This window comes from Pseudomonas tremae (genome assembly GCF_001401155.1).
GTDB classification, from domain to species: domain Bacteria; phylum Pseudomonadota; class Gammaproteobacteria; order Pseudomonadales; family Pseudomonadaceae; genus Aquipseudomonas; species Aquipseudomonas tremae.
Genome location: NZ_LJRO01000073.1, coordinates 75017 through 99193, shown reverse-complemented (window position 1 = coordinate 99193; position 24177 = coordinate 75017). Strand labels below are relative to the sequence as shown.

At 59.0% G+C, this 24177-nt stretch carries 25 protein-coding genes; 10 read left to right on the top strand and 15 right to left on the bottom strand.

Annotation, left to right across the window (positions count from 1 at the left end):
* Positions 1 to 151 precede the first annotated feature (151 nt).
* Positions 152 to 1000: an SDR family oxidoreductase gene (locus ALO43_RS04860; protein WP_024690465.1), complete on the top strand. Its 849-nt coding sequence runs from the start codon at positions 152 to 154 to the stop codon at positions 998 to 1000.
* 48 nt (positions 1001 to 1048) lie between these two features.
* Here ALO43_RS04860 and ALO43_RS04855 read toward each other — a convergent pair whose 3' ends face one another.
* The 6 genes from ALO43_RS04855 to ALO43_RS04830 form a co-directional block, all read right to left on the bottom strand.
* Positions 1049 to 1786: a hypothetical protein gene (locus ALO43_RS04855; RefSeq protein ID WP_005887719.1), complete on the bottom strand. Its 738-nt coding sequence runs from the start codon at positions 1784 to 1786 to the stop codon at positions 1049 to 1051.
* A gap of 55 nt (positions 1787 to 1841) precedes the next feature.
* Positions 1842 to 2222, bottom strand: coding sequence for a RidA family protein (locus ALO43_RS04850; protein ID WP_024668924.1), 381 nt, complete (start codon positions 2220 to 2222; stop codon positions 1842 to 1844).
* 25 nt (positions 2223 to 2247) lie between these two features.
* On the bottom strand, positions 2248 to 4353 hold the full coding sequence (spoT, locus tag ALO43_RS04845; protein ID WP_005887717.1) for a bifunctional GTP diphosphokinase/guanosine-3',5'-bis pyrophosphate 3'-pyrophosphohydrolase: 2106 nt from the start codon (positions 4351 to 4353) through the stop codon (positions 2248 to 2250).
* A 60-nt stretch (positions 4354 to 4413) separates the two neighbouring features.
* Complete coding sequence (rpoZ, locus tag ALO43_RS04840) at positions 4414 to 4677, bottom strand: DNA-directed RNA polymerase subunit omega (RefSeq protein WP_002551500.1); 264 nt, start codon at positions 4675 to 4677, stop codon at positions 4414 to 4416.
* A 147-nt stretch (positions 4678 to 4824) separates the two neighbouring features.
* Positions 4825 to 5469 carry a guanylate kinase gene (gmk, locus tag ALO43_RS04835; RefSeq protein ID WP_024668923.1) on the bottom strand — a complete coding sequence of 215 codons (645 nt, stop codon included), beginning with the start codon at positions 5467 to 5469 and terminating at the stop codon, positions 4825 to 4827.
* A gap of 13 nt (positions 5470 to 5482) precedes the next feature.
* Positions 5483 to 6346, bottom strand: coding sequence for a YicC/YloC family endoribonuclease (locus ALO43_RS04830; protein WP_024668922.1), 864 nt, complete (start codon positions 6344 to 6346; stop codon positions 5483 to 5485).
* A gap of 304 nt (positions 6347 to 6650) precedes the next feature.
* Between ALO43_RS04830 and rph the strand changes: the two genes are divergently transcribed.
* Both rph and ALO43_RS04820 read left to right on the top strand, forming a co-directional pair.
* Positions 6651 to 7373, top strand: a complete 723-nt coding sequence (gene rph, locus ALO43_RS04825; RefSeq protein ID WP_005887709.1) for a ribonuclease PH — start codon at positions 6651 to 6653, stop codon at positions 7371 to 7373.
* Positions 7374 to 7393: 20 nt separating this feature from the next.
* Entirely contained in the window at positions 7394 to 7762 is a 369-nt protein-coding gene (locus tag ALO43_RS04820; RefSeq protein WP_005887707.1) for a DUF4870 domain-containing protein, read from the top strand.
* Between the two features lie 82 nt (positions 7763 to 7844).
* On the opposite strand, the gene ALO43_RS04815 is transcribed toward ALO43_RS04820, so the two are convergent.
* Positions 7845 to 8624: an exodeoxyribonuclease III gene (locus tag ALO43_RS04815; RefSeq protein ID WP_005887705.1), complete on the bottom strand. Its 780-nt coding sequence runs from the start codon at positions 8622 to 8624 to the stop codon at positions 7845 to 7847.
* 82 nt (positions 8625 to 8706) lie between these two features.
* On the opposite strand from ALO43_RS04815, the gene pyrE reads away from it, so the two are divergent.
* The gene (gene pyrE, locus ALO43_RS04810) at positions 8707 to 9348 is read left to right on the top strand and encodes an orotate phosphoribosyltransferase (protein WP_005887703.1); all 642 of its coding nucleotides are present in this window, start codon (positions 8707 to 8709) and stop codon (positions 9346 to 9348) included.
* 10 nt (positions 9349 to 9358) lie between these two features.
* The gene (locus ALO43_RS04805; RefSeq protein ID WP_005887702.1) at positions 9359 to 9991 is read left to right on the top strand and encodes a hypothetical protein; all 633 of its coding nucleotides are present in this window, start codon (positions 9359 to 9361) and stop codon (positions 9989 to 9991) included.
* Between the two features lie 116 nt (positions 9992 to 10107).
* Here ALO43_RS04805 and argB read toward each other — a convergent pair whose 3' ends face one another.
* From argB to coaBC, 4 genes are read right to left on the bottom strand one after another with little or no spacing between them, the layout of a single operon-like run.
* Positions 10108 to 11013 carry an acetylglutamate kinase gene (gene argB, locus ALO43_RS04800; protein WP_005887700.1) on the bottom strand — a complete coding sequence of 302 codons (906 nt, stop codon included), beginning with the start codon at positions 11011 to 11013 and terminating at the stop codon, positions 10108 to 10110.
* 28 nt (positions 11014 to 11041) lie between these two features.
* Positions 11042 to 13627 carry a phosphomannomutase/phosphoglucomutase gene (locus ALO43_RS31795; RefSeq protein ID WP_024690464.1) on the bottom strand — a complete coding sequence of 862 codons (2586 nt, stop codon included), beginning with the start codon at positions 13625 to 13627 and terminating at the stop codon, positions 11042 to 11044.
* A 51-nt stretch (positions 13628 to 13678) separates the two neighbouring features.
* On the bottom strand, positions 13679 to 14134 hold the full coding sequence (gene dut / locus ALO43_RS04790; RefSeq protein WP_005887696.1) for a dUTP diphosphatase: 456 nt from the start codon (positions 14132 to 14134) through the stop codon (positions 13679 to 13681).
* A gap of 6 nt (positions 14135 to 14140) precedes the next feature.
* Complete coding sequence (coaBC, locus tag ALO43_RS04785) at positions 14141 to 15349, bottom strand: bifunctional phosphopantothenoylcysteine decarboxylase/phosphopantothenate--cysteine ligase CoaBC (RefSeq protein WP_005887694.1); 1209 nt, start codon at positions 15347 to 15349, stop codon at positions 14141 to 14143.
* A gap of 134 nt (positions 15350 to 15483) precedes the next feature.
* On the opposite strand from coaBC, the gene radC reads away from it, so the two are divergent.
* Positions 15484 to 16158 (top strand): RadC family protein, encoded by a 675-nt coding sequence (gene radC, locus ALO43_RS04780; RefSeq protein WP_005887692.1) that lies wholly within the window; start codon positions 15484 to 15486, stop codon positions 16156 to 16158.
* Between the two features lie 154 nt (positions 16159 to 16312).
* Here the strand turns inward: radC and ALO43_RS04775 are convergent, their stop codons facing one another.
* Entirely contained in the window at positions 16313 to 17899 is a 1587-nt protein-coding gene (locus ALO43_RS04775; RefSeq protein WP_005887690.1) for an ABC transporter substrate-binding protein, read from the bottom strand.
* Between the two features lie 364 nt (positions 17900 to 18263).
* On the opposite strand from ALO43_RS04775, the gene rpmB reads away from it, so the two are divergent.
* Both rpmB and rpmG read left to right on the top strand, forming a co-directional pair.
* Entirely contained in the window at positions 18264 to 18497 is a 234-nt protein-coding gene (rpmB, locus tag ALO43_RS04770; RefSeq protein WP_002551514.1) for a 50S ribosomal protein L28, read from the top strand.
* Between the two features lie 11 nt (positions 18498 to 18508).
* Entirely contained in the window at positions 18509 to 18664 is a 156-nt protein-coding gene (gene rpmG, locus ALO43_RS04765; RefSeq protein WP_002551515.1) for a 50S ribosomal protein L33, read from the top strand.
* A gap of 190 nt (positions 18665 to 18854) precedes the next feature.
* Here the strand turns inward: rpmG and ALO43_RS04760 are convergent, their stop codons facing one another.
* Both ALO43_RS04760 and ALO43_RS04755 read right to left on the bottom strand, forming a co-directional pair.
* Complete coding sequence (locus tag ALO43_RS04760; protein WP_005887688.1) at positions 18855 to 19058, bottom strand: I78 family peptidase inhibitor; 204 nt, start codon at positions 19056 to 19058, stop codon at positions 18855 to 18857.
* Positions 19059 to 19137: 79 nt separating this feature from the next.
* The gene (locus tag ALO43_RS04755; protein WP_005887686.1) at positions 19138 to 19506 is read right to left on the bottom strand and encodes a cupin domain-containing protein; all 369 of its coding nucleotides are present in this window, start codon (positions 19504 to 19506) and stop codon (positions 19138 to 19140) included.
* Positions 19507 to 19744: 238 nt separating this feature from the next.
* Between ALO43_RS04755 and ALO43_RS04750 the strand changes: the two genes are divergently transcribed.
* Positions 19745 to 21238 carry an aldehyde dehydrogenase gene (locus ALO43_RS04750; protein WP_054997207.1) on the top strand — a complete coding sequence of 498 codons (1494 nt, stop codon included), beginning with the start codon at positions 19745 to 19747 and terminating at the stop codon, positions 21236 to 21238.
* 157 nt (positions 21239 to 21395) lie between these two features.
* The gene (locus ALO43_RS04745; RefSeq protein WP_005887682.1) at positions 21396 to 22541 is read left to right on the top strand and encodes an MFS transporter; all 1146 of its coding nucleotides are present in this window, start codon (positions 21396 to 21398) and stop codon (positions 22539 to 22541) included.
* Here ALO43_RS04745 and ALO43_RS04740 read toward each other — a convergent pair.
* Positions 22538 to 24118 (bottom strand): phospholipase D family protein, encoded by a 1581-nt coding sequence (locus tag ALO43_RS04740; protein WP_024671436.1) that lies wholly within the window; start codon positions 24116 to 24118, stop codon positions 22538 to 22540. The two genes, ALO43_RS04745 and ALO43_RS04740, sit on opposite strands and share 4 nt — an antisense overlap.
* Positions 24119 to 24177 lie beyond the last annotated feature (59 nt).

The following is a 24177-nucleotide window of genomic DNA, read 5'->3' as shown; positions in this document are numbered from 1 at the left end:
CGTTCATCGGGAACAAATGGGCTGCCATTATTGCAAATCGTTCTTGTTAACAAAAGTAATACTGTATCTTTTTTACATATTGGCTTGACCGTACGCCCCTCAACGACTCTTTTAAAAGGTGCTGACACCACCTTCCTGTGGAGATATCCGAATGACTGCTCCTTCACTTCTGATTGCCGGCTGCGGCGATATCGGCTCTCGGCTCGCCACGCGGTTGCTACCGCACGGCTGGGCTGTGTATGGGCTGCGACGTACCGTGTCAGAGCTGCCAGCTGGCGTTATCGGCGTGCAGGGTGACTTGTTCCAGCCTGTGAAACCCGCGCAATGGCCTTCGACAACGCTGGACTACGTGGTGTATTGCGCGACGCCCTCACAGCGCGACGAGGCGGGTTACCGAATGGCCTATGTCGAAGGCCTGCGCAACGTCCTGAACTGGCTTGAGCAGACCGGCCAGCAGCCAAAGCGGCTGCTCTTTGTCTCGAGCAGCGGTGTGTATGGCCAACAGGATGGTGAGTGGGTGGACGAGGACTCCGTGACCGAGCCTGGCGGCTACACCGGCACCGTGATGCTGGAAGCGGAGCAGCTTGCCCTGAACAGCGGCTTGCCCGCCACGGCGGTACGGCTGACAGGCATCTATGGCCCGGGCCGCAACGACCTGTCGAATCGCGTGCGCCAAGGGCACAGCGTCAGGATTGATCCGCCGGTATACGCCAACCGGATTCACGCAGACGATGCCGCAGGCCTGCTGGAGCACCTGCTGCAAGCCGATAAACGCGGTGTGGCACTGGAGGCTTGTTATCTGGGCGTCGACGATGATCCGGCCGCGCTGGCCGAGGTGGTGGCGTGGATACGCGATTATCTGGGTGTGACCGAATGGTCTGACGATGTCAGCGTGCAGCGCGTTGGCAGCAAGCGTTGCAGCAATGCGAGGGCACGTGCGCTGGGCTGGGCACCGATGTACCCGGATTACAAGGCGGGTTACGCAGCATTACTGGGATAGGAAGCTGTTCATGAGCGCCGCAGTCGGCGCTCATGAATCAACGATCGCTTATTGCTGCTCCAGCAACCAGCGACGTGCGCCTGGGCGCAGCTCGGGCATCTGGTCCGCTCCGGCGTTGTTCATCGCCTGGAAAATCTCCAGCTGCTTGCCTTTGCGGGCAAATATCCAAGGGTTGCCTTTTTCGGCTTTTTCGAGCCACATACTGTCGTATTCGCCGCTCATGGCTGCACAATCGCCAGCAAGGCACAGAGCGTAGCGGTCGTTTTCCGGAAGCCCCTGCACGCTGCCATCAGGCATGAACTGCACGGTGCTGCCTTGGCCATCGCCTTCTACGATGGTCCATTTGCCACCCATGTAAGCGCCGTACAGGGCTTTTTCAAAGCTGGTGCCTGGCTGTGCGCCTTCAGGTGCCGGGGCTTCAGGCTTCTGGAAGTGCTGTTCAGAGCCTGACTCGCTGGCCGCTTGAACCAGTTCGTCGCCCTTCACACTCAGGTCTTCAAAGAAGTTGCCGTAGAAATCGATGTGGAGCTTGCCTTCGGCGGCGCTGACAATCTTGCCTTCACCCAGCTCAAAGCCGTTGGAGTAAATCGCCTGGTTGGTTTTGGAGTTGATCTGCCATTCCAGGTTAGGGCCGTTGGCGAGCAGCGCCTGGCGCAGGTTACCTTGTTTGACGGCGGCATCGATGGCGGTCTGATTGATCCAGGTGCCGTCCGGGTTGCGGTCGGCGTGGCTGGCGCAGCCGCCCAGAATGACGGCGAGCAGCGAGATGGCGAGCGCGGAGCGCATAACGGATTCCTTCCTTCAGGGAGAACGGAGCGCAGATGACGCTCCGTCGGGAAATTTATTCGATGACGAGAATGGCGTCCATTTCGACCTGGGCGCCACGCGGCAATGCCGCAACGCCGATGGCTGCACGCGCCGGGTAGGGCTGGGTGAAATAGGTGCCCATGATTTCATTGACCTTGGCGAAGTGACCCAGGTCGGTCAGAAAGATGTTCAGTTTGACGATGTCCTTGAACGAGCCGCCTGCCGCTTCGGCAACCGATTTGAGGTTCTCGAAGACCTGAGTGATCTGGGCTTCGATACCTTCGACCAGCTCCATGGTGCCTGGGTCCAGCGGGATCTGTCCGGACATGTAGACGGTGTTGCCAGCCTTGATCGCCTGGGAATACGGGCCGATGGCCGCAGGGGCTTTATCGCTGGTGATGACAGTCTTGGTCATGAAGAACTCCTGATGATTGGATTGCCTACGCGCGCATCCGGGTGATGCGTGTGACACCGGTCAACGCGCGCAGTTTCTTGATCACTCGGGCCAGATGCACGCGATCATGTACGCTGACTACCAGCTGAACCACGCTGATGCGCCCATCGCGTTCGTCCATGCTGATTTTTTCGATATTGCCGTCCGCGGCGTTGACGCTGCTGGCCAGCAGGGCAATCAGGCCGCGCTGATGCTCCAGTTCGACACGCAATTCGACGTTGAATTCGCCGGTGACGTCCTTGGCCCAGGACAACTGGATGCATTTTTCCGGGTTATGACGGATTTCGCTGATATTGCGGCAGTTATCCAGGTGCACAACCATGCCCTTGCCCGCAGACAGGTGGCCGACAATCGGGTCGCCGGGAATAGGCGTACAGCACTTGGCGTAGCTGAGTACCAGGCCTTCGGTGCCGCGAATGGCCAGCGGACCTTCAGGGCTTGGCAATTGATCGCCTTCGCCCAACAGGCGGCGGGCGACCACGTAGGCCATGCGATTGCCCAGACCGATGTCTTCGAGCAGATCCTCGAGCACCTCGACCCTATACTCGCTCAGCACCAGCTGAATACGCTCCGGCGTGACCTTCTCCAGGCTGCATTCAAAACCGTTGAGCACCTTGTTCAACAGCCGCTCACCCAGGTTGATCGACTCGGAGCGACGTTGCAGCTTGAGCGCGTGACGGATATGGGTGCGCGCCTTGCCGGTGACCACAAAGTTCAGCCAGGCCGGATTCGGACGTGCGCCGGGGGCGCTGACAATCTCGACAGTCGAGCCGCTTTGCAGGGGTTCGGACAATGGCGCCAGTCGGCGATTGATGCGGCAGGCAATGCAGCTGTTGCCTACATCGGTATGTACCGCATAAGCGAAGTCCACCGCAGTGGAGCCTTTTGGCAGCTCCATGATTCGGCCTTTCGGCGTGAAAACGTAAACCTCGTCCGGAAACAGGTCGATCTTGACGCTTTCAATGAACTCCAGAGAGTTGCCGGCACGCTGCTGCATTTCAAGCACACCCTTGACCCACTGCCGGGCGCGGGCGTGAGTGCCTTTGGGCTGCTCGTCGTCACTGGATTTGTACAGCCAGTGCGCGGCGATCCCGTTATTGGCCATCTCTTCCATTTCACGAGTGCGGATCTGGATTTCGATAGGCACGCCATGCATGCCGAACAGCGTGGTATGCAACGACTGATAGCCGTTGGCCTTGGGGATCGCGATGTAATCCTTGAAACGGCCGGGCAGCGGCTTGTACAAATTATGTACAGCACCCAGCACGCGGTAACAGGTATCGACCTTGTCGACGATGATACGGAACGCATAAACGTCCATGATCTCGTTGAAAGCGCGGCGCTTGCCGCGCATCTTCTTGTAGATACCGTAGAGGTGTTTCTGGCGACCGCTGACATCGCCTTCAATACCGTCCACTGCCAGGCAATGGCTCAGCGACTCTTCAATCTTGTTGACCAGCTCCTTGCGATTACCCCTGGCGCGCTTGACCGCCTGGTTGATTCGCGAGGAACGCATCGGGTACATGGCCTTGAAACCCAGGTCCTCGAATTCGATACGCACGTTGTGCATGCCCAGCCTGTTGGCGATGGGGGCATAGATTTCGAGGGTTTCCTTGGCGATACGGCGACGTTTTTCGCCGGAAAGGACTTCCAGCGTGCGCATGTTATGCAGACGGTCGGCGAGCTTGACCAGAATCACGCGAATATCACGCGCCATGGCCATGGCCATTTTCTGGAAGTTTTCTGCCTGGGCTTCGGCCTTGGTCTCGAAATTCATCTGGGTCAGTTTGCTGACCCCGTCGACCAGTTCCGCAACGGTCTCGCCAAATTGGGCGCTGAGCGCTTCCTTGGCAATACCGGTATCTTCGATGACGTCATGCAGCATCGCGGCCATCAGGCTCTGATGGTCCATGTGCATGTCAGCAAGAATATTGGCCACCGCAAGAGGGTGGGTGACGTAGGCCTCACCGCTGCGACGGCGCTGGCCATCGTGGGCTTGTTCGGCGTAGAAATACGCTCGGCGGACCAGATTGACTTGGTCCTTGCCGAGGTAGGCCGACAGTCTGTCGGCGAGGGCGTCTATGCTCGGCAAGGCGCTACCCCCTGCCAATGGCTTTTACCCTGCGCCGTACTACGTCGACCCGGCATAGGCTTAGACGGCCTCGTTGGACTCGTCCTCGAACGCTGCGAACAATGGTTCATCTTCAACGATTTCGGCTTCTGCGATTACAGCGTAATCCATCAGGCCAGCCGCGATTTCGCGCAGTGCCATAACGGTAGGCTTGTCGTTTTCCCACGCCAGCTTTGGTTCTTTGCCGCCGGTTGCCAGTTGACGGGCACGCTTTGTAGAGAGCATGACCAGCTCAAAGCGGTTATCCACGTGTTCTAGGCAGTCTTCAACGGTTACGCGGGCCATGGGTATTCCTCGTAGCAAATGCGGATGCGCGATGCCCGGATGGGCGAGCGGACTCGGTAGTTTACAAGCGGACAGCATCATGCATCAAGCGGCACGCCACCAACGGCATGCTTTTAACCTGTTGCCTGCTGTCCGAAAACGACTCGATCAGGCCAGTAACTCCTGAAAAAGCTCACTGTATTGTTCTTCCTGATGCTGCTGGGTAAGGCGATTGGCGCGAAAAATAGCCTTCAGATCTTCCAGCGCACCGGCAAAATCATCATTCACCACAACGTATTCGTACTCGCTGTAATGACTCATTTCGCTGACCGCTTCGCGCATACGCGCCTCGATGATCTCATCGCTGTCCTGGCCCCGGTTGGTCAGGCGCTGACGCAGTGCCTGCTGGGTGGGCGGCAGAATGAAGATCGAGCGAGCCTGCGGCATCTGCGCGCGAACCTGCCGTGCGCCCTGCCAGTCGATTTCCAGAATCAGGTCATGACCCTCATCCAGCGTCTGCTGCAGATGGCTTTGCGAAGTGCCGTACAGATTACCGAACACCTCGGCCTGCTCAAGAAAGTCGCCATGCTCGATCATGCGCAAGAACTCGGCACGATCAACGAAGTTATAGTTCACGCCATCCACTTCACCGGGGCGCATGGCACGCGTGGTGTGCGAGACCGAGACGCGGATCTTTGCCTGCGCGCCGTGCTGGGGCTCTTGCTGAGAGTCCATCAGGGCCTTGACCAGGCTGGTCTTGCCCGCGCCGGACGGGGCGGAAATGATATACAGGGTACCGGTGATATGGGTCATGTCAGGTTCAGCCTTACTCAATATTCTGCACTTGCTCACGCATCTGCTCGATCAACACTTTAAGGTTGACGGCAGCCTGCGTGCTGCGTGGGTCAAAGGCCTTGGAGCCCAGAGTGTTCGCTTCGCGGTTAAGCTCTTGCATCAGGAAATCAAGACGGCGACCCGCCTGGCCACCAGTCTTGAGCACGCGACGCACTTCGGTAACGTGTGTGCTGAGGCGGTCCAGCTCTTCGGCAACGTCGCTTTTCTGCGCCAGCAGAACCATCTCCTGCTCAAGTCGCTGAGGATCCAGCTCGGCCTTCATGTCGGCAAAGCGATCCAGGACTTTCTGGCGCTGGGCCGCCAGCATCTGAGGCACCAGTGTGCGCAGGGTTGCGACCTCCTGAACGATGGAAGATAACCGCTCATCCAGCAATCTGGCCAGGTCTGCGCCTTCGCGACCACGGCCATTCTTCAGTTCGCCCAGCGCTTCACTGAACAGCGCCAACGCTTCGGTATTCAGCGCCTGAGGGTCGCTGGCGTCGGCGACCAGTACGCCCGGCCACGCCAAAACCTCAAGAGGGTTCAAGGCGGCAGGCTGCTTGATCAAGCCGGCAACCGACTCGGCGGCGGCGATCAACTGGGCTGCGCGCTCGCGATCCACTTGCAGCGGTTTGCCGGCGGTCTCCTCGACAAAGCGCAGCGTGCATTCAACCTTGCCACGCGACAGGCCTTGACGCAGGGCTTCACGAATAGCACTTTCCAGATCGCGAAACGACTCAGGCAGACGCAGATGGGGCTCGAGGTAACGGTGATTGACCGAGCGCAACTCCCAGCTCAGTGTGCCCTGGGCGCCAGCCCGCTCTACTCGGGCAAAGGCAGTCATGCTGTGCACCATGGGAAGTACCTCTTTTTCAGTTCAGGTGGTTCAGCTCAAGGGCGCGAAAGAGCGGCCATCACGGATGCGCGCGAGCCGACAGGCTGCAGAGGCGCAGGATTGTAGCGCAGTGCAGCGCAGGCTCCCAATCCGACAGTGCGACAAGTGATGCGAGGCACTGTGATTGGGTTCGCATTCGCCCTGAAAGCCCTTGCCCAGAGCGTCTTGCATCCTTCTACTCGGCCCTGGCGACTTTAGAGATGCCCTGTTTCAGCTATGGCCTCTATAATGACCGACAGTTTTCCGTCTCAGTACAGGTATCCAGATGAAACGTCCAAGTGGTCGCGCCGCCGATCAGCTCCGCTCGATCCGCATCACCCGCAACTACACCAAACACGCCGAGGGTTCTGTACTGGTGGAGTTTGGTGATACCAAGGTGATCTGCACCGTCAGCGTCGAAAACGGCGTGCCGCGCTTCCTCAAGGGCCAGGGTCAGGGCTGGCTGACTGCCGAATACGGCATGCTGCCGCGGGCGACCGGCGAACGTAACCAGCGTGAAGCCAGCCGCGGCAAGCAAGGCGGGCGGACCCTTGAAATTCAGCGTCTGATCGGTCGTTCGCTGCGCGCTGCACTGGACATGTCCAAGCTGGGCGACGTCACCCTGTATGTCGACTGCGATGTCATTCAGGCCGACGGCGGCACGCGCACGGCATCCATCACCGGTGCAATGGTTGCTCTGGCAGATGCGCTGAAAGTGATCAAGAAGCGTGGCGGCCTGAAAGGCGGCGATCCGCTCAAGCAGATGATCGCAGCAGTGTCGGTCGGCATGTATCAAGGCGAGCCGGTCCTTGACCTCGACTACCTCGAAGACTCCGCTGCCGAAACCGACCTGAACGTGGTCATGACCAGCGAAGGCGGCTTCATCGAGATCCAGGGCACGGCCGAAGGTGCGCCGTTCCAGCCTGAAGAACTGAACGCGATGCTCGCGCTGGCGAAGAAGGGCATGAACGAGTTGTTCGAATTGCAGCGCGCCGCACTGGCCGACTGATACACACCAGGAGTCTGAAAATGAGCGACAGCCTGCAACCGTTGAGTAAACCGCCGCAAAGCGCTCGTCAGTGGGCGATGTTCTGTCACTTGGCAGCATTTGCCGGGCTGATGTTCCCGTTCGGCAACTTGCTGGGGCCGTTGATTATCTGGCAACTGAAGAAAGACTCCGACCCGTTTATCGATGCGCAAGGCAAGGAAGCGCTCAATTTTCAGATCACGGTAGCCATTGCAGCGACCATCAGCATGCTGTTGGTACTGCTGGTCATCGGCTTTGCGCTGTTGACGCTGGTAGGCATTGGCGCCTCAGTGCTGGCGATCATCGCCGGGGTGAAAGCCAATGACGGTGTGGATTATCGCTACCCGTTTACCTGGCGCCTGATCAAGTAGCTTTAAAGAAGCTTTCATTGCAGGCAACGCGAAAAAGCCGACTTCAAGTCGGCTTTTTCGTGTGTGCTGCCTTACCTGACTATCAGATAGTCAGGGTCCAGTCGTAATCCACGATCAATGGCGCGTGCTGCGAGAAGCGCGGTTGACGCGGCAGACGGGCGCTACGCACAAAACGGCGCAGGCCTGGTGTCAGGATCTGATAATCGAAGCGCCAGCCCAGATTCAGCATCTCGGCCTGTTCGTTATCCGGCCACCAGCTGTACTGATCACCTTCGCGACTGACTTCACGCAGCGCGTCCACGTAACCCATTGTGCCGACAATCTCGTCCATCCAGGCGCGTTCAGGCGCCAGGAAACCAGGAGATTGCTGGCTGTCACGCCAGTTCTTGACGTCGAGCTTCTGCTGCGCCACGTAGAGCGACCCGCAGTAGATGTATTCGCGGCGCTTGCGACGCTGCTTGTCCATGTACTTGCCAAAGTCGTCCATGAGCTTGAATTTCTGATTCAGGTCTTCATCGCCGCTCATCCCCGAAGGAAAGAGCAGGGTTGCGATACTGACCTTGTCGAAATCTGCTTGCAGGTAGCGCCCGTAGCGGTCGGCTGTCTCGAAGCCGAGACCACTGATTACTGCCTTCGGCTGCAACCGCGAATAAAGCGCCACACCGCCCTGAGCAGGGACTTCGGCTTCGCAGGCATAGAGGAAGTAACCATCCAGCTGAAAGGCTGGATCATCCAGTTCAAAGGCGGAGGCGCGGGTGTCCTGTAAGCAGATGACGTCGGCATTCTGAGCTTGCAGCCAGCTGAGCAACCCACGCTCGACCGCAGCCTGAATGCCATTTACGTTCACACTGATGATCCGCATAAATGGCCCCAAAAATCACGTGCGTGTATGATACCCGAGCTCTACCTAATTAGCTAAATCCGTGGTGTTCGGGGCTTTTTTCATGCAAGCGTATCAGCGCGATTTCATTCGTTTTGCCATCGATCGTGGTGTTCTGCGCTTCGGTGAGTTCACTCTCAAGTCAGGGCGCACAAGCCCGTACTTCTTCAATGCCGGGCTGTTCAACACCGGCTCGGCGCTGGCTCAGCTGGGTCGCTTCTACGCGGCGGCAGTGGTTGAAAGCGGTATTTCCTTCGACGTGCTGTTCGGCCCGGCCTACAAGGGCATTCCACTCGCCTCTGCAACAGCCGTGGCACTGGCCGAGCATCATGACCTGGACCTGCCGTGGTGCTTCAACCGCAAGGAAGCCAAGGCGCACGGCGAAGGGGGCAGCCTGGTCGGCTCTCCGCTGGCGGGCAACGTGCTGATCATCGACGACGTGATCACCGCCGGCACTGCAATCCGCGAAGTCATGCAGATCATCAAGGACCAGAACGCAACGGCGGCTGGCGTGCTGATCGCGCTCAATCGCCAGGAGCGCGGCAATGGTGAATTGTCGGCCATTCAGGAAGTCGAGCGCGACTTCGGTATTCCGGTGGTGAGCATCGTGTCGTTGAATCAGGTGCTCGAGTTCCTGGCCGATGACCCGCAACTCAAACAGCATTTGCCTGCGGTTGAAGCTTATCGCACACAATACGGAATCTGAGGACAGGCCTATGGCTGTCGGCGGCAAGGTGCAGGTTTCGGGCTCAGGTACGCTGAGTATTTTGAAGGTCTGGCTGGCTCTGGCCATGCTTGCGCCCTTGCTCGCCCAGGCTGCCGATGCGCCTGAATCCCGCTTGTACCGTTATGTCGACAGTCGCGGCGTGACAGTGATCGATACACAAGGGGTGCCGCCCGACTATGTAGCCAAAGGCTATGAAGTGCTCAACGGCCGTGGCCGGGTGATCCAGGTCGTGCCGCCCGCGCCCACTGCGGAGCAGATTCGCCAGTCCGAAGCCGACAAGCGCCAGACCGCCGCCGACGCACAGTTGCTGAGCCTGTACAGCAGCGTGGCAGAGGTGGACCGCGTGAGGGCCCGCAAACTGGCCGAACTGGATGCGCTGGTTGGCGTTGCCCAAGGCAATATTCAAGGGCTGGCGGCCCAGCAGCGCAGCCTGCAAAGCCAGGCCGCGGACCAGGAGCGTGCGGGACGCCCTGTTCAGCAGGCACTTGTCGATCAATTGAGTGACCTGCGTGACCAACAGCAAAAGCTGCAGTCCGATATCGCCGGGTATCAGGCGGCACGTGCGCAAGCCGAAGCGGACTTCGCCAAGGATCGGGTACGCGTACAGCGGCTGACTCAATGACCTGACACAGAGCCTCCAGAACCGCATGCCTACGCGGAGCATTGGCGCGATAGTGACCTCAGCCAAAAAGGCCCCGTGAGTGTTAACTCACAGGGCCTTTGGGTGTCATGCCTGGATCAATGCCGCTTGCGATTGGTGATCTGGGTGCCGACACCGCTGTCGGTGAAGATCTCCAGCAAGACCGCATTGGGCACTCGACCATCGATGATGTGCGAGCTGTTGACCCCGCCCTGAACCGCTTCGAGCGCGCAGCGAATCTTCGGCAGCATGCCACCATAGATAGTGCCGTCAGCGATCAGGCTGTCTACCTGCTCGGTATTCAGGCCGGTCAGGACTTCACCCTGCTTGTTCATCAGCCCGGCGATATTGGTCAGCAGGATCAGCTTCTCGGCCTTCAGGGCCTCGGCAACCTTGCCCGCCACCAGATCGGCGTTGATGTTGTAGGACTCGCCATCCGGACCCACGCCGATAGGCGCGATCACCGGAATGAAATCCCCTTTGACCAGCATGTTGAGCAAGCCGATATTGACGCCGACCACTTCGCCCACCTGGCCGATGTCGATGATTTCCGGCTTGGTCATCTCTGGCGTCTGACGCGTGACGATGAGCTTCTTCGCACGAATCAGCTCAGCGTCCTTGCCGGTCAGACCGATAGCACTGCCGCCATGCCGGTTGATCAGGTTGACGATGTCCTTGTTGACCTGACCGCCCAACACCATCTCCACGACATCCATGGTCTGCGCGTCGGTAACACGCATGCCGTCGATGAAATGACTCTCGATGGACAGTCGCTTGAGCAGATCACCGATCTGCGGACCGCCGCCATGAACCACGACCGGGTTGATACCGACCGCTTTCATCAACACGATGTCACGCGCAAAGCCGGTCTTCAGCTCTTCGCTCTCCATGGCGTTGCCGCCGTACTTGATAACCAGCGTCTTGCCGACAAAGCGGCGAATGTACGGCAGTGCTTCGGAAAGGACCTTGGCTACATTAGAGGCGGCATCACGTTCGAGGGTCATTCAGAGCTCCAGTCAAAAGGGAAAACAATCAAAATGGCAGGTCGAGATCCGGCGCGACTTTTTTCAGCTCGGCGTGGAACACGTCCTTGATACGCTGCAACTCGGCCTCGGTTTCGGCTTCGAAACGCAGCACCAGTACCGGCGTGGTATTGGAAGCACGAACCAGACCCCAACCCTTCGGATAGTCCACGCGGACACCGTCGATAGTGGTCAGTTTGGCTTCGCCCCATTGCGCGTCTTTTTCAAGGGCCTCAATGATGCTGAACTTGGTGTGATCCGTCACCTTGATGTTGATTTCCGGCGTCGAAATATCGTTCGGGAAGGTTTCGAACAGGTCTTCGGCGTTGGCCGATTCCTGGCTGAGGATCTCCAGCAGGCGTGCGGCGCTGTAGATACCGTCATCGAAACCGAACCAGCGTTCCTTGAAGAAGATGTGGCCGCTCATTTCACCTGCCAGCAGCGCGCCGCTTTTCTTCATTTCTTTCTTGATCAGCGAGTGACCGGTTTTCCACATCACCGGACGGCCACCGTGCTCGCTGATCAGCGGCGTCAGGCGACGGGTGCATTTGACGTCGAAGATGATGTCGGCGCCCGGATTGCGCTTGAGCACGTCCAGGGCAAACAGCATCAACAAGCGGTCCGGATAGACCACATTGCCTGCGTTGGTCACGACGCCGACACGGTCGCCATCACCATCAAAAGCCAGACCCAGGTCGGCGCCGGTTTCCTTGACCTTGGCGATCAGGTCCTGCAGGTTTTCCAGCTTGCCTGGATCCGGGTGGTGGTTAGGGAAGTTGCCATCCACCTCGGCGAACAGGGAAATCACTTCGCAACCCAGCGCTTCGATCAGTTGCGGAGCGATCACGCCCGCTGCGCCGTTGCCGCAATCGACCACGACCTTGAGCTTGCGCGCCAGGACGATATCGTCCTTGATCTGCTTGAAGTAGCGATCGAGGATGTCGACTTTGGTGATGCTGCCTTTCTGCGAGGTCAGGTTGTTGGTCTTGATGCGCTCGTGCAGCGCCTGAATCTGCTCGTTGGCCAGGGTATCGCCAGCGATGACGATCTTGAAGCCGTTGTAGTCCTTCGGGTTGTGGCTGCCGGTCAGCATCACACCGGTCTTGCCGGCCAGCACGTTGGCTGCGTAATACAGCGCAGGAGTTGGCACCAGACCGACATCGCTGACGTGGCAACCGCTGTCATGCAGGCCCTGGATCAGTTGCTGCACCAGCTCCGGACCGGACAGGCGACCATCGCGGCCAACGCTGACATTGGGCTCGTTCTGCGCCAGGCTCTCGGAACCTATGGCACGGCCGATCCAGTAGGCGGTTTCAGCGCTGAGGGTGTCCCCGACCACGCCACGAATGTCATAGGCGCGAAAAATGGTCTCGGGAAGATTGGGTGCCACGGATGCTGGGCTGTTCATAGCGAGGGGATGCTCCGATCTCAGGAAGTCCTGGTTTTCGTCGAGAAGGTCGATATCTAGAATATCGGTATCTTGAAACAGTGGATCAGCCCAGTCGGTGCGCGATGCAGCGACGGCGGACGAAGCACTGCCTTGGGTAATATCTGCATCGCGCTGCTCGCCCGCAGTAGAGGCAGGCATTGCCTGAGGCTGACTACGAAGCGAAACGCGAGCGAGCGCCTGAGCCAGACCACTGAGGGCTGGAAGGCTCAAACCGAAGGGTTTGACGGCTTTTCCGCCTGAGAGTTCTTGAAGCAGCTGATCCAGCTGCCGGGCATCGGCACAAATGCGACGCTGCAACGCTCGCTCATTGAGATGCAGGCCAAGCAATACGCCAGCTGCAGCGATAACCAGCGCCAACAGCAAGAGCAGGATGGAAGGCGAGATTTTCAACGCAGGGCCCGGCGTGAACTCGAGTTTCCAGCCGGGATAACCCGTATCGAACGCTTGGGGCTTGTCGTCGCCCGCTTGCCCGTGCTGCAGGAAAACCTGAGCAGGACCATTGCCGAACTGCTGACTGAGCACAATCTGCCCGGCCTCGGCAGGGATAGTCGGCAAAGCGTTGAGCAGGCGATTCAGGTCGAAGGCCAATAACAATGTGCCAGCGACCGGCTGATTAACAGCTGCGCGCACTGGCGCTGCGCTGTAGATCAACCATCGCTCACCGACCTTGCGAGCTTCAGGGCTGACGATGTCACCTTGCGCAGCCTTGTTCAGCATATCCAGCGTGGCGAAGCTGACTGGCAGGGCGCCTTGCGTATCAACATCGGCCAGGCCCTTGGGGTACAGCCGCGCGCCAGCCATACCGTCCCAACGGGTGAGGCGGTCCTGCGCTGCCACCAATACCAAGGCGTCATTGCCTTGCAGCGCCTGAACGAGCGCGGCGCCAGAGGCTGCTGCCTGGGTGTCGGCATTGATCTGCCGGAGCGCCACACCAATGGCTGCCGCCTGGCTGCCGCCCCATGCCTGGGCCAACTGGTCCTGCTGCTGCGGGCTGGTCATCAAGGCCAACCAGACCAGCGCCGCTGCCACGATCAAGCCGATTGCCGCAGGTACGATGCCTGGGGCGAGCGCGTTGAGACTCGCAGCCGGAGGAGCGTTATCGGCGGGTGCAGCTTGCTTTGAAGCGTTGCGTTGACTGCCTTTCACCGACCTCTCCCTGAGCCATGCCAAAGAACCGGATTATTCGCCGAATGGCGATCAATGACTGCCGGAATGGCCGAAACCACCTGCGCCGCGCTGACTTTCGTCAAAGTCTTCGACCAGCTCGAAGTGCGCCTGCACGACAGGCACCAGCACCAGTTGCGCAAGACGCTCACCGACCGCAATCCTGAATGCAGTCTGACCCCGGTTCCAGCACGACACCATCAGTTCGCCCTGATAATCGGAGTCGATCAGGCCGACCAGATTACCCAGCACGATGCCGTGTTTGTGACCCAGGCCGGAGCGCGGCAGAATCAGCGCAGCGAGACCAGGATCGCCGATGTAGATCGACAGGCCGGTAGGGATCAGCAAGGTCTGACCGGGCTCTAGGACGGTGTCTTCCTTGAGCATGGCACGCAGGTCGAGACCTGCCGAGCCAACGGTGGCGTAAGCCGGGAGCGGAAATTCGTTGCCAATGCGGGGGTCGAGGATCTTGGCTTGTAGAGCGTGCATTCGTAGTTAAACCTGATTCATGCGGTCGGCGATAAAAGTGATCAGCTGGCGAGCAATCTTGGCCTTGCTGGTCTGGGTAAAAAGCGTTGCGTGCAACGCCCGGTCGATCACGCTGCAAGCGTTCTCTTCACTATTGAAACCGATGCTGGGGTTAGCCACGTCGTTGGCAACAATGAGGTCGAGGTTCTTGTCTTTCAGCTTGCGTGCAGCATAGTCGAGAAGGTGTTCGGTCTCGGCAGCGAAGCCAACGCTGAAGGGGCGATCCGGGCGGGTGGCGATGGTCGCCAGAATATCCGGATTACGGACCATCTGCAGCAGCAGGCCGTCACCATTCGTAGGGTCTTTCTTTAGTTTGTGCGGGGCGATGACTTCCGGGCGGTAGTCAGCCACGGCTGCGGAGGATATGAACAGATCACAGGGAATGGCCGCCTCACAGGCCGCCAGCATGTCCCTGGCGCTGACCACATCGATGCGTGAGACACGGTCAGGCGTTGGCAGACTGACTGGACCTGTTATCAGCGTAACCCGCGCACCTGCCTCTACAGCCGCTTCAGCCAGGGCGAAACCCATCTTGCCGGAGCTGTGGTTGGTGATGTAACGCACCGGGTCGATGTTTTCCTGAGTAGGGCCTGCAGTAATCAGCACGTGCTTGCCGGTCAGGCTCTGGCGCTGGAAGCAGTCGGCTGCGCACTGAGCCAGATCGTCGGCCTCGAGCATGCGGCCGAAACCGACATCGCCACACGCCTGACTGCCCGAGGCCGGGCCGAAAACGCGAAAGTCGCGCGTTTCGAGGAGGCGGGTGTTGGCCTGCACGGATGCGTCACGCCACATCGCCTGGTTCATCGCCGGGGCGATGGCAACGGTGGCGTCGGTGGCTAGCACGATGGTGGTCAGCAGATCATTGGCGATGCCTTGAGCCAGACGCGCGATCAGGTCGGCGGTGGCCGGGGCGATCAGGATCAGGTCGGCCCATTTGGCCAGCTCTATGTGCCCCATCGCAGCTTCGGCTGCCGGGTCGAGAAGGTCCAGATGCACGGGATGGCCGGACAGGGCCTGCATGGTCAGCGGTGTGATGAACTCCGCCCCGCCCTTGGTCATGACGACACGCACTTCAGCGCCCTGATCGCGCAGACGGCGGACCAGCTCGGCGCTCTTGTAGGCCGCGATGCCGCCGCCGACGCCCAGCACGATGCGTTTTCGATACAGCCGCTGCATAGACCTGCCTTTGTGATCGAGTGAGTACGCGACGGCCATGACGCCTCCCCAGGCCAGATCGACGCGCAAAAAGATGGGCTAAGATAGCACAGCGACCGCGCTGGAACAGCGGTGCCCAAACACATGGAGGTGCTATGAGTATTCGCAGTTGGCCCGTGGCCGAACGCCCGCGGGAACGCTTGTTGGAGCTAGGGGCGGCGAGCCTTTCGGACGCCGAATTGCTGGCGATCTTTTTACGCACCGGGGTGGCCGGGAAAAGCGCTGTAGACCTCGCGCGTCACCTTCTGAATCAATTCGACGGGCTCAGATCGTTACTGGATGCCGACCTGACCACGTTTACCTCTCAGCTGGGTCTGGGGCCTGCGAAGTTCGCCCAGTTACAAGCGGTAATGGAAATGGCACGACGGCACATGGCCGAGGCACTGCGTCGTGACTCAGCGCTGGAAAATCCGGCTCAGGTGCGTAATTACCTCAAGGCCCAGCTAAGGCACGAACCCCATGAAGTCTTTGCCTGCCTGTTTCTGGACAACAAGCACCGAGTCATGAACTTCGAGATACTGTTCCGGGGAACGATCAATGCGTCTTACGTGCATCCACGCCAAGTGGTGAAGCGCGCGCTGGCGCACAACGCTGCCAGCCTGATCCTCTGCCACAACCACCCCTCGGGCATCACCACCCCCAGCCGCTCCGACATCGACCTGACCAAGCGCCTCAAGGAAGCACTCTTGCTGGTGGACGTGCATGTGCTTGACCACGTGATCGTGGGGGACGGCGAGCCGCTGTCGATGGTGGAACGCGGGCTGATGTAGCGCTGGGCACGACAGGGCGGCGCTCGGATTATCGTTACCACGCTTTGCATGGTAATGCCGTTCTGGGCGCTCTGCGTCCGGTCTTCAGATGGGGCGTGCCAATGCAGGGCATTGGCACGCAATCATGCCGAAGGGCCGAGGTCAGTCTGGCCAGTTACTTCACTTGCACCTTATAAAAGTCCTGACGGCCGAACGGGCTGACCTGATAGCCCGTGACGTCCTTGCGCACCAGTGCTGCGGCTGTCGGGTGAGCGAGGGGGATCCACAGCGCCTGCTGCTGGATCTGCGCCTGAGCCTGGTGATACAGCTTGCTGCGTTGGCCCTGATCACTGATGGATTTACCGTCTGCGATCAGCTTGTCCAGGGCTGCGTCGCAATAACGGGCAAAGTTGGTGCCCGACTTCACCGCAGCGCACGAGAACTGCGGCGTCAGGAAGTTATCCGGGTCGCCGTTGTCGCCCGCCCAACCCATGAACAACAGATCATGCTCACCGGCCTTGGCGCGGCGAATCAGCTCACCCCACTCAATGACCTTGACCTCGGCATCGATACCGATCTGCTTCAGGTCAGCCTGCAGCAATTGAGCGCCCAGACTTGGGTTCGGGTTCAGCAGACTGCCGGAAGGTCGCGTCCAGATAGTGGTCTTGAAACCCTCCTTCACACCAGCCTTGGCCAGTAAAGCCTTGGCCTTGGCAACATCGTGCTTATAGCCCGGCAAGTCTTTGGCATAGCTCCAGGTGTTCGGCGGGTAAGGGCCGCTGGCCGCTTCCGCAGTGCCTTCAAAAACCGCTTTCAGGTAATTGTCCTTGTCGAAGGCCAGGTTGAGGGCCTGACGCACTTGCGGCTTGTCAAACGGCGGATGCTGGCTGTTGATCGCCACGAACGCGGTCATGAACGCTTCGGTCTTCTCGACCTTGAGCGAGTCGATCTTGCTGGCCGCCTGGATATCCAGTGGCTTGGGCGAAAGCGCTATCTGGCATTCGTCCTGACGAATTTTCTGCAGGCGGACATTGGCGTCAGGTGTGATCGCATACACCAGTGTGTCGACATCAGACTTGCCGGCGAAGTAATCCTTGAACGCCTCGTAACGCACTACAGCATCTTTCTGAAAGCGCTTGAACACAAACGGCCCGGTGCCTATTGGCTGACTGTTGAGTTTTTCCGGCGTGCCCGCCTTCAGCAACTGCGCGGTATATTCCGCCGAGTAGATCGACGCAAAGCCCATGCTCAAGGTGGCGAGGAAGGTCGAGTCTGCTCTATTGAGCGTAAAGCGGACAGAGTGTTCGTCTGGCGCCTCAATGCTCTTGATCAGCGCGGGCAACTGCATGGACTGCGCATGCGGGAAGCCACTCTGGGCAATCTTGTGCCACGGGTTCTGCGGGTCGAGCATGCGCTGGAAGCTGAACAGCACATCATCTGCCGTCAGCTCGCGGGTTGGCGTGAAATAGTCGGTGGTATGAAACTTGACGCCCGAACGCAGTTTGAAATCGTACGTCAGGCCATCGGCGGACACGGTCCAGCTTTCCGCCAGACTCGGGACCAGCTTGCCACTCTTGGCATCGAAGTCCACCAGGCGGTTCATCAGCACATCGGCTGATGCGTTGGTGGTGGTCAGCGAATTGTACTGAACGACGTCAAAACCTTCAGGACTGGCTTCAGTGCATACCGCAAGGCTCGATGCCTGAGCGGCAACCGGAAGTAACAGCGGAACGAGCAAAAGAGGAAGTGCAGCTAGGCGCATGGCGATATTTCCTGTTCAGAAAGGGCCCCATCTGCCGGTGCAGTCTGGTGAGGGACTAACCCTAGACTATGTATTGGCGCAGAACAATCGACATCGTGCGACGAGCGGTCGTTTTGACTGCACCCCCGCAGCGCTTGAGCATGGCGCCTTGCGAGGCGTGCCCCGTCGGGCTGCAGCGCTTTGCCTGTTGTTGCATCGAAGGGTTTCTGGTATAAAGCAGCGCTCTTTTCTAGGGGCCCGGTTCCTTCACTGTAGGTGTAGCCGGTAAGACCCTTAAAGAAACGCGGCGCCTGGCGCCAAATGACTGAGAGATTAAGCGGCCAACCCATGCCGGGTTGGGCATGTGGTTTTAGAGGGCTGAGGCATGTCGAGAGTATGTCAAGTTACCGGTAAGGGTCCGGTGACTGGGAATAACATTTCCCACGCAAACAACAAAACCCGTCGTCGTTTCCTGCCAAACCTGCAGCATCACCGCTTCTGGGTTGAAGGCGAGAAGCGTTTTGTTCGTCTGCGCGTATCTGCTAAAGGCATGCGTATCATCGACAAGCGTGGCATTGAAGTTGTGCTCGCTGAACTGCGTCGCGACGGCAAAATTTAAGGGAGAGAATCATGCGTGAATTGATCCGTTTGGTGTCGAGCGCTGGTACAGGCCATTTCTACACCACCGACAAGAACAAACGTACTACCCCGGATAAAATCGAAATCAAAAAATTCGATCCGGTTGTACGCAAGCACGTGATCTACAAAGAAGGCAAAATCAAGTAATTGATTCTGTCGACTACAAAAAACCCGCCTTCTGGCGGGTTTTTTGTGCCTGTCTGATCTGAGGCCTCAAGGGGCTCAAGCTCGCAAATTTTGGCCAAAAGCCAGAATGCAAAACACCCGACGCAACGCGCCGGGTGTTTTTTAAACGTGAAAGCCTTGTACCAGTACGATAAAGAGAACGGCTTTTGAATCAGCCGAAAATGAAACCGGACACCAGACCAGCCGTGTCGACTTTTACCTGCAGTCGCATTGGGTTGATATCCAGAGTAATGACGTCGCCGGGACCGACAACCTTCTCAAAACCGGTAATTTCGCTGATGTAGGCTTTGACGGTAGGCACGTAGCGGCTGCCGACAAGGTATTGAAGCGCTTGGGTGACAACTTCGTTTGTCATTTTCAAAATCCTTTTTTGAGTGAGCGTCCTTCAGTGGACGCACTCAGAATCACCCATAACGCCCCAAGCGATGCGTTATCTATGTATGTTCAGTCGCCTCGAACACCACATAAATCTTGCGACATGTTTCCAGCACCTCCCACGTCCCCTTGAAACCCGCCGGGATCACGAAGCGGTCGCCCGCACGCAATGTTTTGGCGTTACCTTCCTCGTCCCGAAGTACCGAAACGCCCTGAACGATTTCGCAGTACTCATGTTCGGTGTAATTCACCTGCCATTGACCTGGTTCGCCATTCCAGACACCCGCGCTCATCTGCCCGCACGGGCTGTTGTAGTGGTTATAAATTGTCTGTGCAGGGTCGCCCTTGAAGACCTTTTCCGGCGCCGGGCGGTAGTGTTCGGCTGCGGTGCTGGCTTCGCTGAAGTCGACGATACTTGCGATACTCATGATGACCCCTTGAGCTGAATACGTTGACGGTTTGACGAGGGAATCAGGCATAAGTGCCTTGCTGCCCCCATCCGGCCTGTTTAATAAAATCAACGAAAAGGCACCTCAACCGCTACCTCTGTCAAATATATTGGTTTTGATTGGCCGCTGGTTTAGGGTATCGGCTGCCCTGAAACATTCGAATTGTGTCTGAAATCAAGCATGACACACCCATATTCCGCAAGAGGAGGACATGCAAATGACCACCCTGACCCACGCCTACTGGGAGCAACGCGCCCAGAATCTGAAGATCGAAGGCCGCGCCTTCATTCAAGGCGAGTACACCGCTGCTGCCTCCGGCGAAACTTTCGATTGCATCAGCCCGGTTGATGGCCGGTTGCTCGCCAAGGTTGCCAGCTGCGACGCTGACGATGCCCAGCGTGCTGTAGATAGCGCTCGCAGCGCTTTTGAATCAGGCGTCTGGTCACGCCTGGCACCAGCCAGACGCAAAGCCGTCATGATCCGTTTCGCAGGGCTGCTTGAGCAGAATGCCGAAGAGCTGGCCCTGCTTGAAACACTGGACATGGGCAAACCCATCAGCGATTCGCTCGGTGTCGACATACCCGGCGGCGCCAGAGCCTTGAGCTGGAGCGGCGAGGCCATCGACAAGCTGTATGACGAAGTGGCCGCCACACCTCATGACCAATTGGGCCTGGTGACCCGCGAGCCGGTCGGCGTGGTTGCTGCCATCGTGCCGTGGAATTTCCCGTTGATGATGGCCTGCTGGAAGCTCGGCCCTGCGCTGTCCACCGGTAATTCGGTTGTTCTCAAGCCCTCGGAAAAATCTCCGCTGACTGCCATTCGCATCGCGCAACTGGCCATCGAGGCCGGTATTCCTGCAGGCGTGCTCAATGTGTTGCCGGGCTATGGCCATACTGTCGGCAAAGCACTGGCGCTGCATATGGACGTCGACACCGTGGTGTTTACCGGCTCGACCAAAATCGCCAAGCAGCTGATGATCTACGCGGGCGAATCGAACATGAAGCGCGTCTGGCTCGAAGCTGGCGGCAAAAGTCCGAACATTGTGTTTGCCGACGCACCGGATTTGCAGGCAGCCGCCGACTCCGCTGCCAGTGCGATTGCTTTCAATCAGGGCGAGGTATGCACCGCAGGTTCACGCCTGCTGGTCGAGCGCTCCATCAAGGACCTCTTCCTGCCGATGGTCATAGCAGCGCTGGGCACCTGGAAGCCTGGCAACCCGCTGGACCCGGCCACCAATGTCGGTGCGCTGGTCGATACACAGCAGATGAATACCGTACTGTCCTACATTGAGGCTGGCCACGCTGATGGCGCCAAACTGGTCGCAGGTGGCAAGCGGATTCTGCAGGAAACCGGCGGCACTTACGTGGAGCCAACGATATTCGACGGGGTTAACAACGCGATGAGAATCGCTCAGGAAGAAATCTTCGGGCCGGTACTGTCGGTATTGACCTTCGACAGCGCCGAAGAAGCCATCCAGATCGCCAACGATACGCAGTACGGTCTGGCCGCTGCGGTATGGACCGCGAACATCTCCAAGGCGCACCTGACCGCCAAGGCATTGCGTGCAGGCAGCGTATGGGTGAACCAATACGACGGCGGCGACATGACAGCACCGTTTGGCGGCTTCAAACAGTCAGGCAACGGTCGCGACAAGTCGCTGCACGCGTTTGACAAGTACACCGAGCTGAAATCCACCTGGATCAAGTTGTAATCCCAGGCTTCACGCTCCGCCTGGTATTGCCGGGCTGGAGCGTGAGTAGCGATGAGTGGGAGAATACTGTCGTGCCCACGCTCCAGCGTGGGCACGCCGTTCTGGACGCTCTGCGTCCGATGTTGAACGCGCAATAAGGGTTTGCAGGAGCTTGAAGATGCGTTGGGGGACATATTTTGCCGTGCTGGCGTCTGTACTGGGCGTCGGTCTGGCAATGGGCGTCAGCATGCCGCTGGTTTCGTTGCGTCTGGCAGGCTGGGGCTATGGATCGTTTGCCATCGGTATCATGGCGGGAATGCCTGCGGTAGGCGTGCTGGTCGGTGCTGCGCTGGCAAGCCGCCTCGCGGCGCGCTTCGGTACAGCTAATCTGATGCGCCTGTGCCTGTGGGGCGGCGCCGTATCGGTCGGGGCGCTGGCGCTGCTGCCGTACTACTGGATATGGCTGGTCCTGCGTCTGACACTCGGGGTCATTCTGACCATCGTCTTCGTGCTGGGCGAAAGCTGGATCAACCAGTTGGTGATCGAACGCCTGCGCGGGCGACTGGTCGCGCTGTATGGCAGCACCTACGCACTGAGCCAGCTGGCCGGCCCGTTGTTGCTGGGCGTAATTGGCACCCACGCCGACTACGGCTTCTGGATCGGCGTCGTGTTGCTGGTCGGCTCGCCGTTTCTGCTTCTGGGTCGCACCGGCGCGCCTTTGACCGAATCCTGCAATGTCACCTTCACCGACCTGCTTGGCTTCTGTCGCGGCATGCCTGCCATTGCCTGGGCCGTGGCGTTGTTTGCGGCGTTCGAGGCGCTGATCCTGACGCTGTTGCCGCTTTACTGCATACGCCACGGCTTTACCCCGGAGATCGCGCTGATCATGGTCAGTGTCGTGGTAGTCGGCGATGCCTTGCTGCAACTGCCGATCGGCATGCTCGCCGACCGCATCTCGCGGCGCCCGATGTTCACCGGCTGCGCGATACTGTTGCTGGCGTCCAGCCTGATGGTGCCGCTGTTGATCGATACCGTTCTGATCTGGCCGTTGTGGGCTGTATTCGGTGCCAGCGCAGGCGGGTTGCTCACCCTTTCACTGATCCTGATCGGCGAGCGTTATCGCGACAATGCGCTGGTGCGCGCCAACGCCCATGTTGCGCAGCTCTGGGGCATCGGCTGCCTGATCGGGCCCTTGGCCGCAGGTGCGGGCGGCCAGTGGGTCAGCGGCGAAGCCTTGCCACTGCTGATGGCGGCCGGCGCACTGGGGCTGTTGATTCTGATCAGGCGACGCGGTGCTTTCGGGGCACTGGCTGCGCCCGCTTAAAGCATTCTTTCAAGACCGATAGCCTGGCTCATCCACGCGTTGAAACGTCGCCACAAATCGCCAGGCTCGGTATGCAGGGTGTGGATCTGACCATTGTCTTCGGTTACCCACACCACCTTGCCATCCTCCAGCCTCGCCTCGTAAGTCAGCGACGGGGCCATACCCTGCAACGTCAGCTCGCGCAGTTGGTCGGCCAACTGCGGGCTGTCGACCAAAACCCCGACTTCGGTGTTCCACAACACGGAACGCGGGTCGAAGTTGAATGAGCCGACAAAGACTTTCTGCCGATCGAAGATCATCGCTTTGCTGTGCAGGCTTGATTCGGAGCTGGCCAGCGAATGGCTTTTCTTGAATAGATGAGGCCCGCTGCTGCGCATGGTTTCGGTGTCGCCCGGCTGGCGGCGCAATTCGAAAAGTTTGACACCATGTTCCAGCAGCGCCTTGCGATAAGGTGCGTAGCCACCATGCACGGCAGGTACATCGGTGGCTTCCAGCGAATTGGTCAGCAAGCTGACCTTGACGCCAGCATCGGCACGACCCGTCAGGTACAGCAAGCCTACCTGCCCCGGCACGAAGTAGGCGGAGATCAGCATCAGCTCCTTGCGGGTGTTCAGCAGTTCCGGAGCCAATTGCGTGGTCAGCAGCAGGTGCGGGTCGGGTTCGCCCTGCGCCAGGACTTTGGTGGGCGCATCCCACAGCGCCTGGTTGTAAGCCCAGACCAGTTCGTTGAGCCAGGTTTTCATGCGTGGCTGAGTCTTGTAGGCCATCAACCGATCATAAAGGGCCTTGTGCTGCTGGTGCGCCTGCTCAAGTGAGTCTTCAAGCTTGCGACGGGCTTCGGCAAGGTCCTCGCCGTCAGGCAAAAAGTACATGAACTCGGCGATAGGCTTGCTCAGTGTGCTGTTCCAGTACTGATCGAAGCTGTGCCCCAGTTGCTCGGCAACCGGCCCGACGCTGAGCATGTCGATGTCAGTGAAGTTCAGGTTCGGTTCGGCATCGAAGTACTCATCGCCCAGGTTACGTCCACCGACAATCGCCACACTGCTATCGGCCAGCCACAGCTTGTTGTGCATGCGCCGGTGCTGACGCGAGAGGTTCATCAAGCGACCCAGGCTACGAGTGATCCCGGTCTCGCGCCCCAGGTTTTGCGGGTTGAACAGGCGAATCTCGATGTTCGGATGGGCAGCGAGCGTAGCGATAGCCTGGTCTACCCCGTCGCTGGTGGTGTCGTCCAGCAGGATGCGCACACGAACGCCACGGTCTGCTGCTTTGAGCAACTCGTCGATCAGCGCGCGCGTACTCAGGCCGTCGTGAACGATGTAGTACTGCAGATCAAGGCTGCTTTTGGCGTTACGGATCAGTTCGGCGCGAGCCTTGAAGGCATCGCTGCTGTCAGGCAGAAGACGAAAACCCGAGCGCCCGTCGTGCGGCATCGCCATGGCCTGAATGGAGCGCCCGAAAGCCGACCCTGAAGGCGGCATGGCCTGGCTTGGCTCGCTGGCGATTTCCTGGTGCGCGCAACCGCTGACGCACAATGCAACCAGCAGGCAAAAGGGCAAGGCCCATGAATGGTTCAAATTGGTTTCCGTGTCTGTACATGGCTCGACTTGCGGATAAGACCGACAAAACCGGGAAA

What these genes read in the sequence shown, in the direction of transcription:
- ALO43_RS04860 (WP_024690465.1), top strand. Translation starts at nt 152, where the DNA reads ATGACTGCTCCTTCACTTCTGATTGCCGGCTGCGGCGATATCGGCTCT.
- ALO43_RS04855 (WP_005887719.1), bottom strand. Translation starts at nt 1,786, where the DNA reads ATGCGCTCCGCGCTCGCCATCTCGCTGCTCGCCGTCATTCTGGGCGGC.
- ALO43_RS04850 (WP_024668924.1), bottom strand. Translation starts at nt 2,222, where the DNA reads ATGACCAAGACTGTCATCACCAGCGATAAAGCCCCTGCGGCCATCGGC.
- rpoZ (WP_002551500.1), bottom strand. Translation starts at nt 4,677, where the DNA reads ATGGCCCGCGTAACCGTTGAAGACTGCCTAGAACACGTGGATAACCGC.
- gmk (WP_024668923.1), bottom strand. Translation starts at nt 5,469, where the DNA reads ATGACCCATATCACCGGTACCCTGTATATCATTTCCGCCCCGTCCGGC.
- ALO43_RS04830 (WP_024668922.1), bottom strand. Translation starts at nt 6,346, where the DNA reads ATGGTGCACAGCATGACTGCCTTTGCCCGAGTAGAGCGGGCTGGCGCC.
- rph (WP_005887709.1), top strand. Translation starts at nt 6,651, where the DNA reads ATGAAACGTCCAAGTGGTCGCGCCGCCGATCAGCTCCGCTCGATCCGC.
- ALO43_RS04820 (WP_005887707.1), top strand. Translation starts at nt 7,394, where the DNA reads ATGAGCGACAGCCTGCAACCGTTGAGTAAACCGCCGCAAAGCGCTCGT.
- ALO43_RS04815 (WP_005887705.1), bottom strand. Translation starts at nt 8,624, where the DNA reads ATGCGGATCATCAGTGTGAACGTAAATGGCATTCAGGCTGCGGTCGAG.
- pyrE (WP_005887703.1), top strand. Translation starts at nt 8,707, where the DNA reads ATGCAAGCGTATCAGCGCGATTTCATTCGTTTTGCCATCGATCGTGGT.
- ALO43_RS04805 (WP_005887702.1), top strand. Translation starts at nt 9,359, where the DNA reads ATGGCTGTCGGCGGCAAGGTGCAGGTTTCGGGCTCAGGTACGCTGAGT.
- argB (WP_005887700.1), bottom strand. Translation starts at nt 11,013, where the DNA reads ATGACCCTCGAACGTGATGCCGCCTCTAATGTAGCCAAGGTCCTTTCC.
- dut (WP_005887696.1), bottom strand. Translation starts at nt 14,134, where the DNA reads ATGCACGCTCTACAAGCCAAGATCCTCGACCCCCGCATTGGCAACGAA.
- coaBC (WP_005887694.1), bottom strand. Translation starts at nt 15,349, where the DNA reads ATGCAGCGGCTGTATCGAAAACGCATCGTGCTGGGCGTCGGCGGCGGC.
- radC (WP_005887692.1), top strand. Translation starts at nt 15,484, where the DNA reads ATGAGTATTCGCAGTTGGCCCGTGGCCGAACGCCCGCGGGAACGCTTG.
- ALO43_RS04775 (WP_005887690.1), bottom strand. Translation starts at nt 17,899, where the DNA reads ATGCGCCTAGCTGCACTTCCTCTTTTGCTCGTTCCGCTGTTACTTCCG.
- rpmB (WP_002551514.1), top strand. Translation starts at nt 18,264, where the DNA reads ATGTCGAGAGTATGTCAAGTTACCGGTAAGGGTCCGGTGACTGGGAAT.
- rpmG (WP_002551515.1), top strand. Translation starts at nt 18,509, where the DNA reads ATGCGTGAATTGATCCGTTTGGTGTCGAGCGCTGGTACAGGCCATTTC.
- ALO43_RS04760 (WP_005887688.1), bottom strand. Translation starts at nt 19,058, where the DNA reads ATGACAAACGAAGTTGTCACCCAAGCGCTTCAATACCTTGTCGGCAGC.
- ALO43_RS04755 (WP_005887686.1), bottom strand. Translation starts at nt 19,506, where the DNA reads ATGAGTATCGCAAGTATCGTCGACTTCAGCGAAGCCAGCACCGCAGCC.
- ALO43_RS04750 (WP_054997207.1), top strand. Translation starts at nt 19,745, where the DNA reads ATGACCACCCTGACCCACGCCTACTGGGAGCAACGCGCCCAGAATCTG.
- ALO43_RS04745 (WP_005887682.1), top strand. Translation starts at nt 21,396, where the DNA reads ATGCGTTGGGGGACATATTTTGCCGTGCTGGCGTCTGTACTGGGCGTC.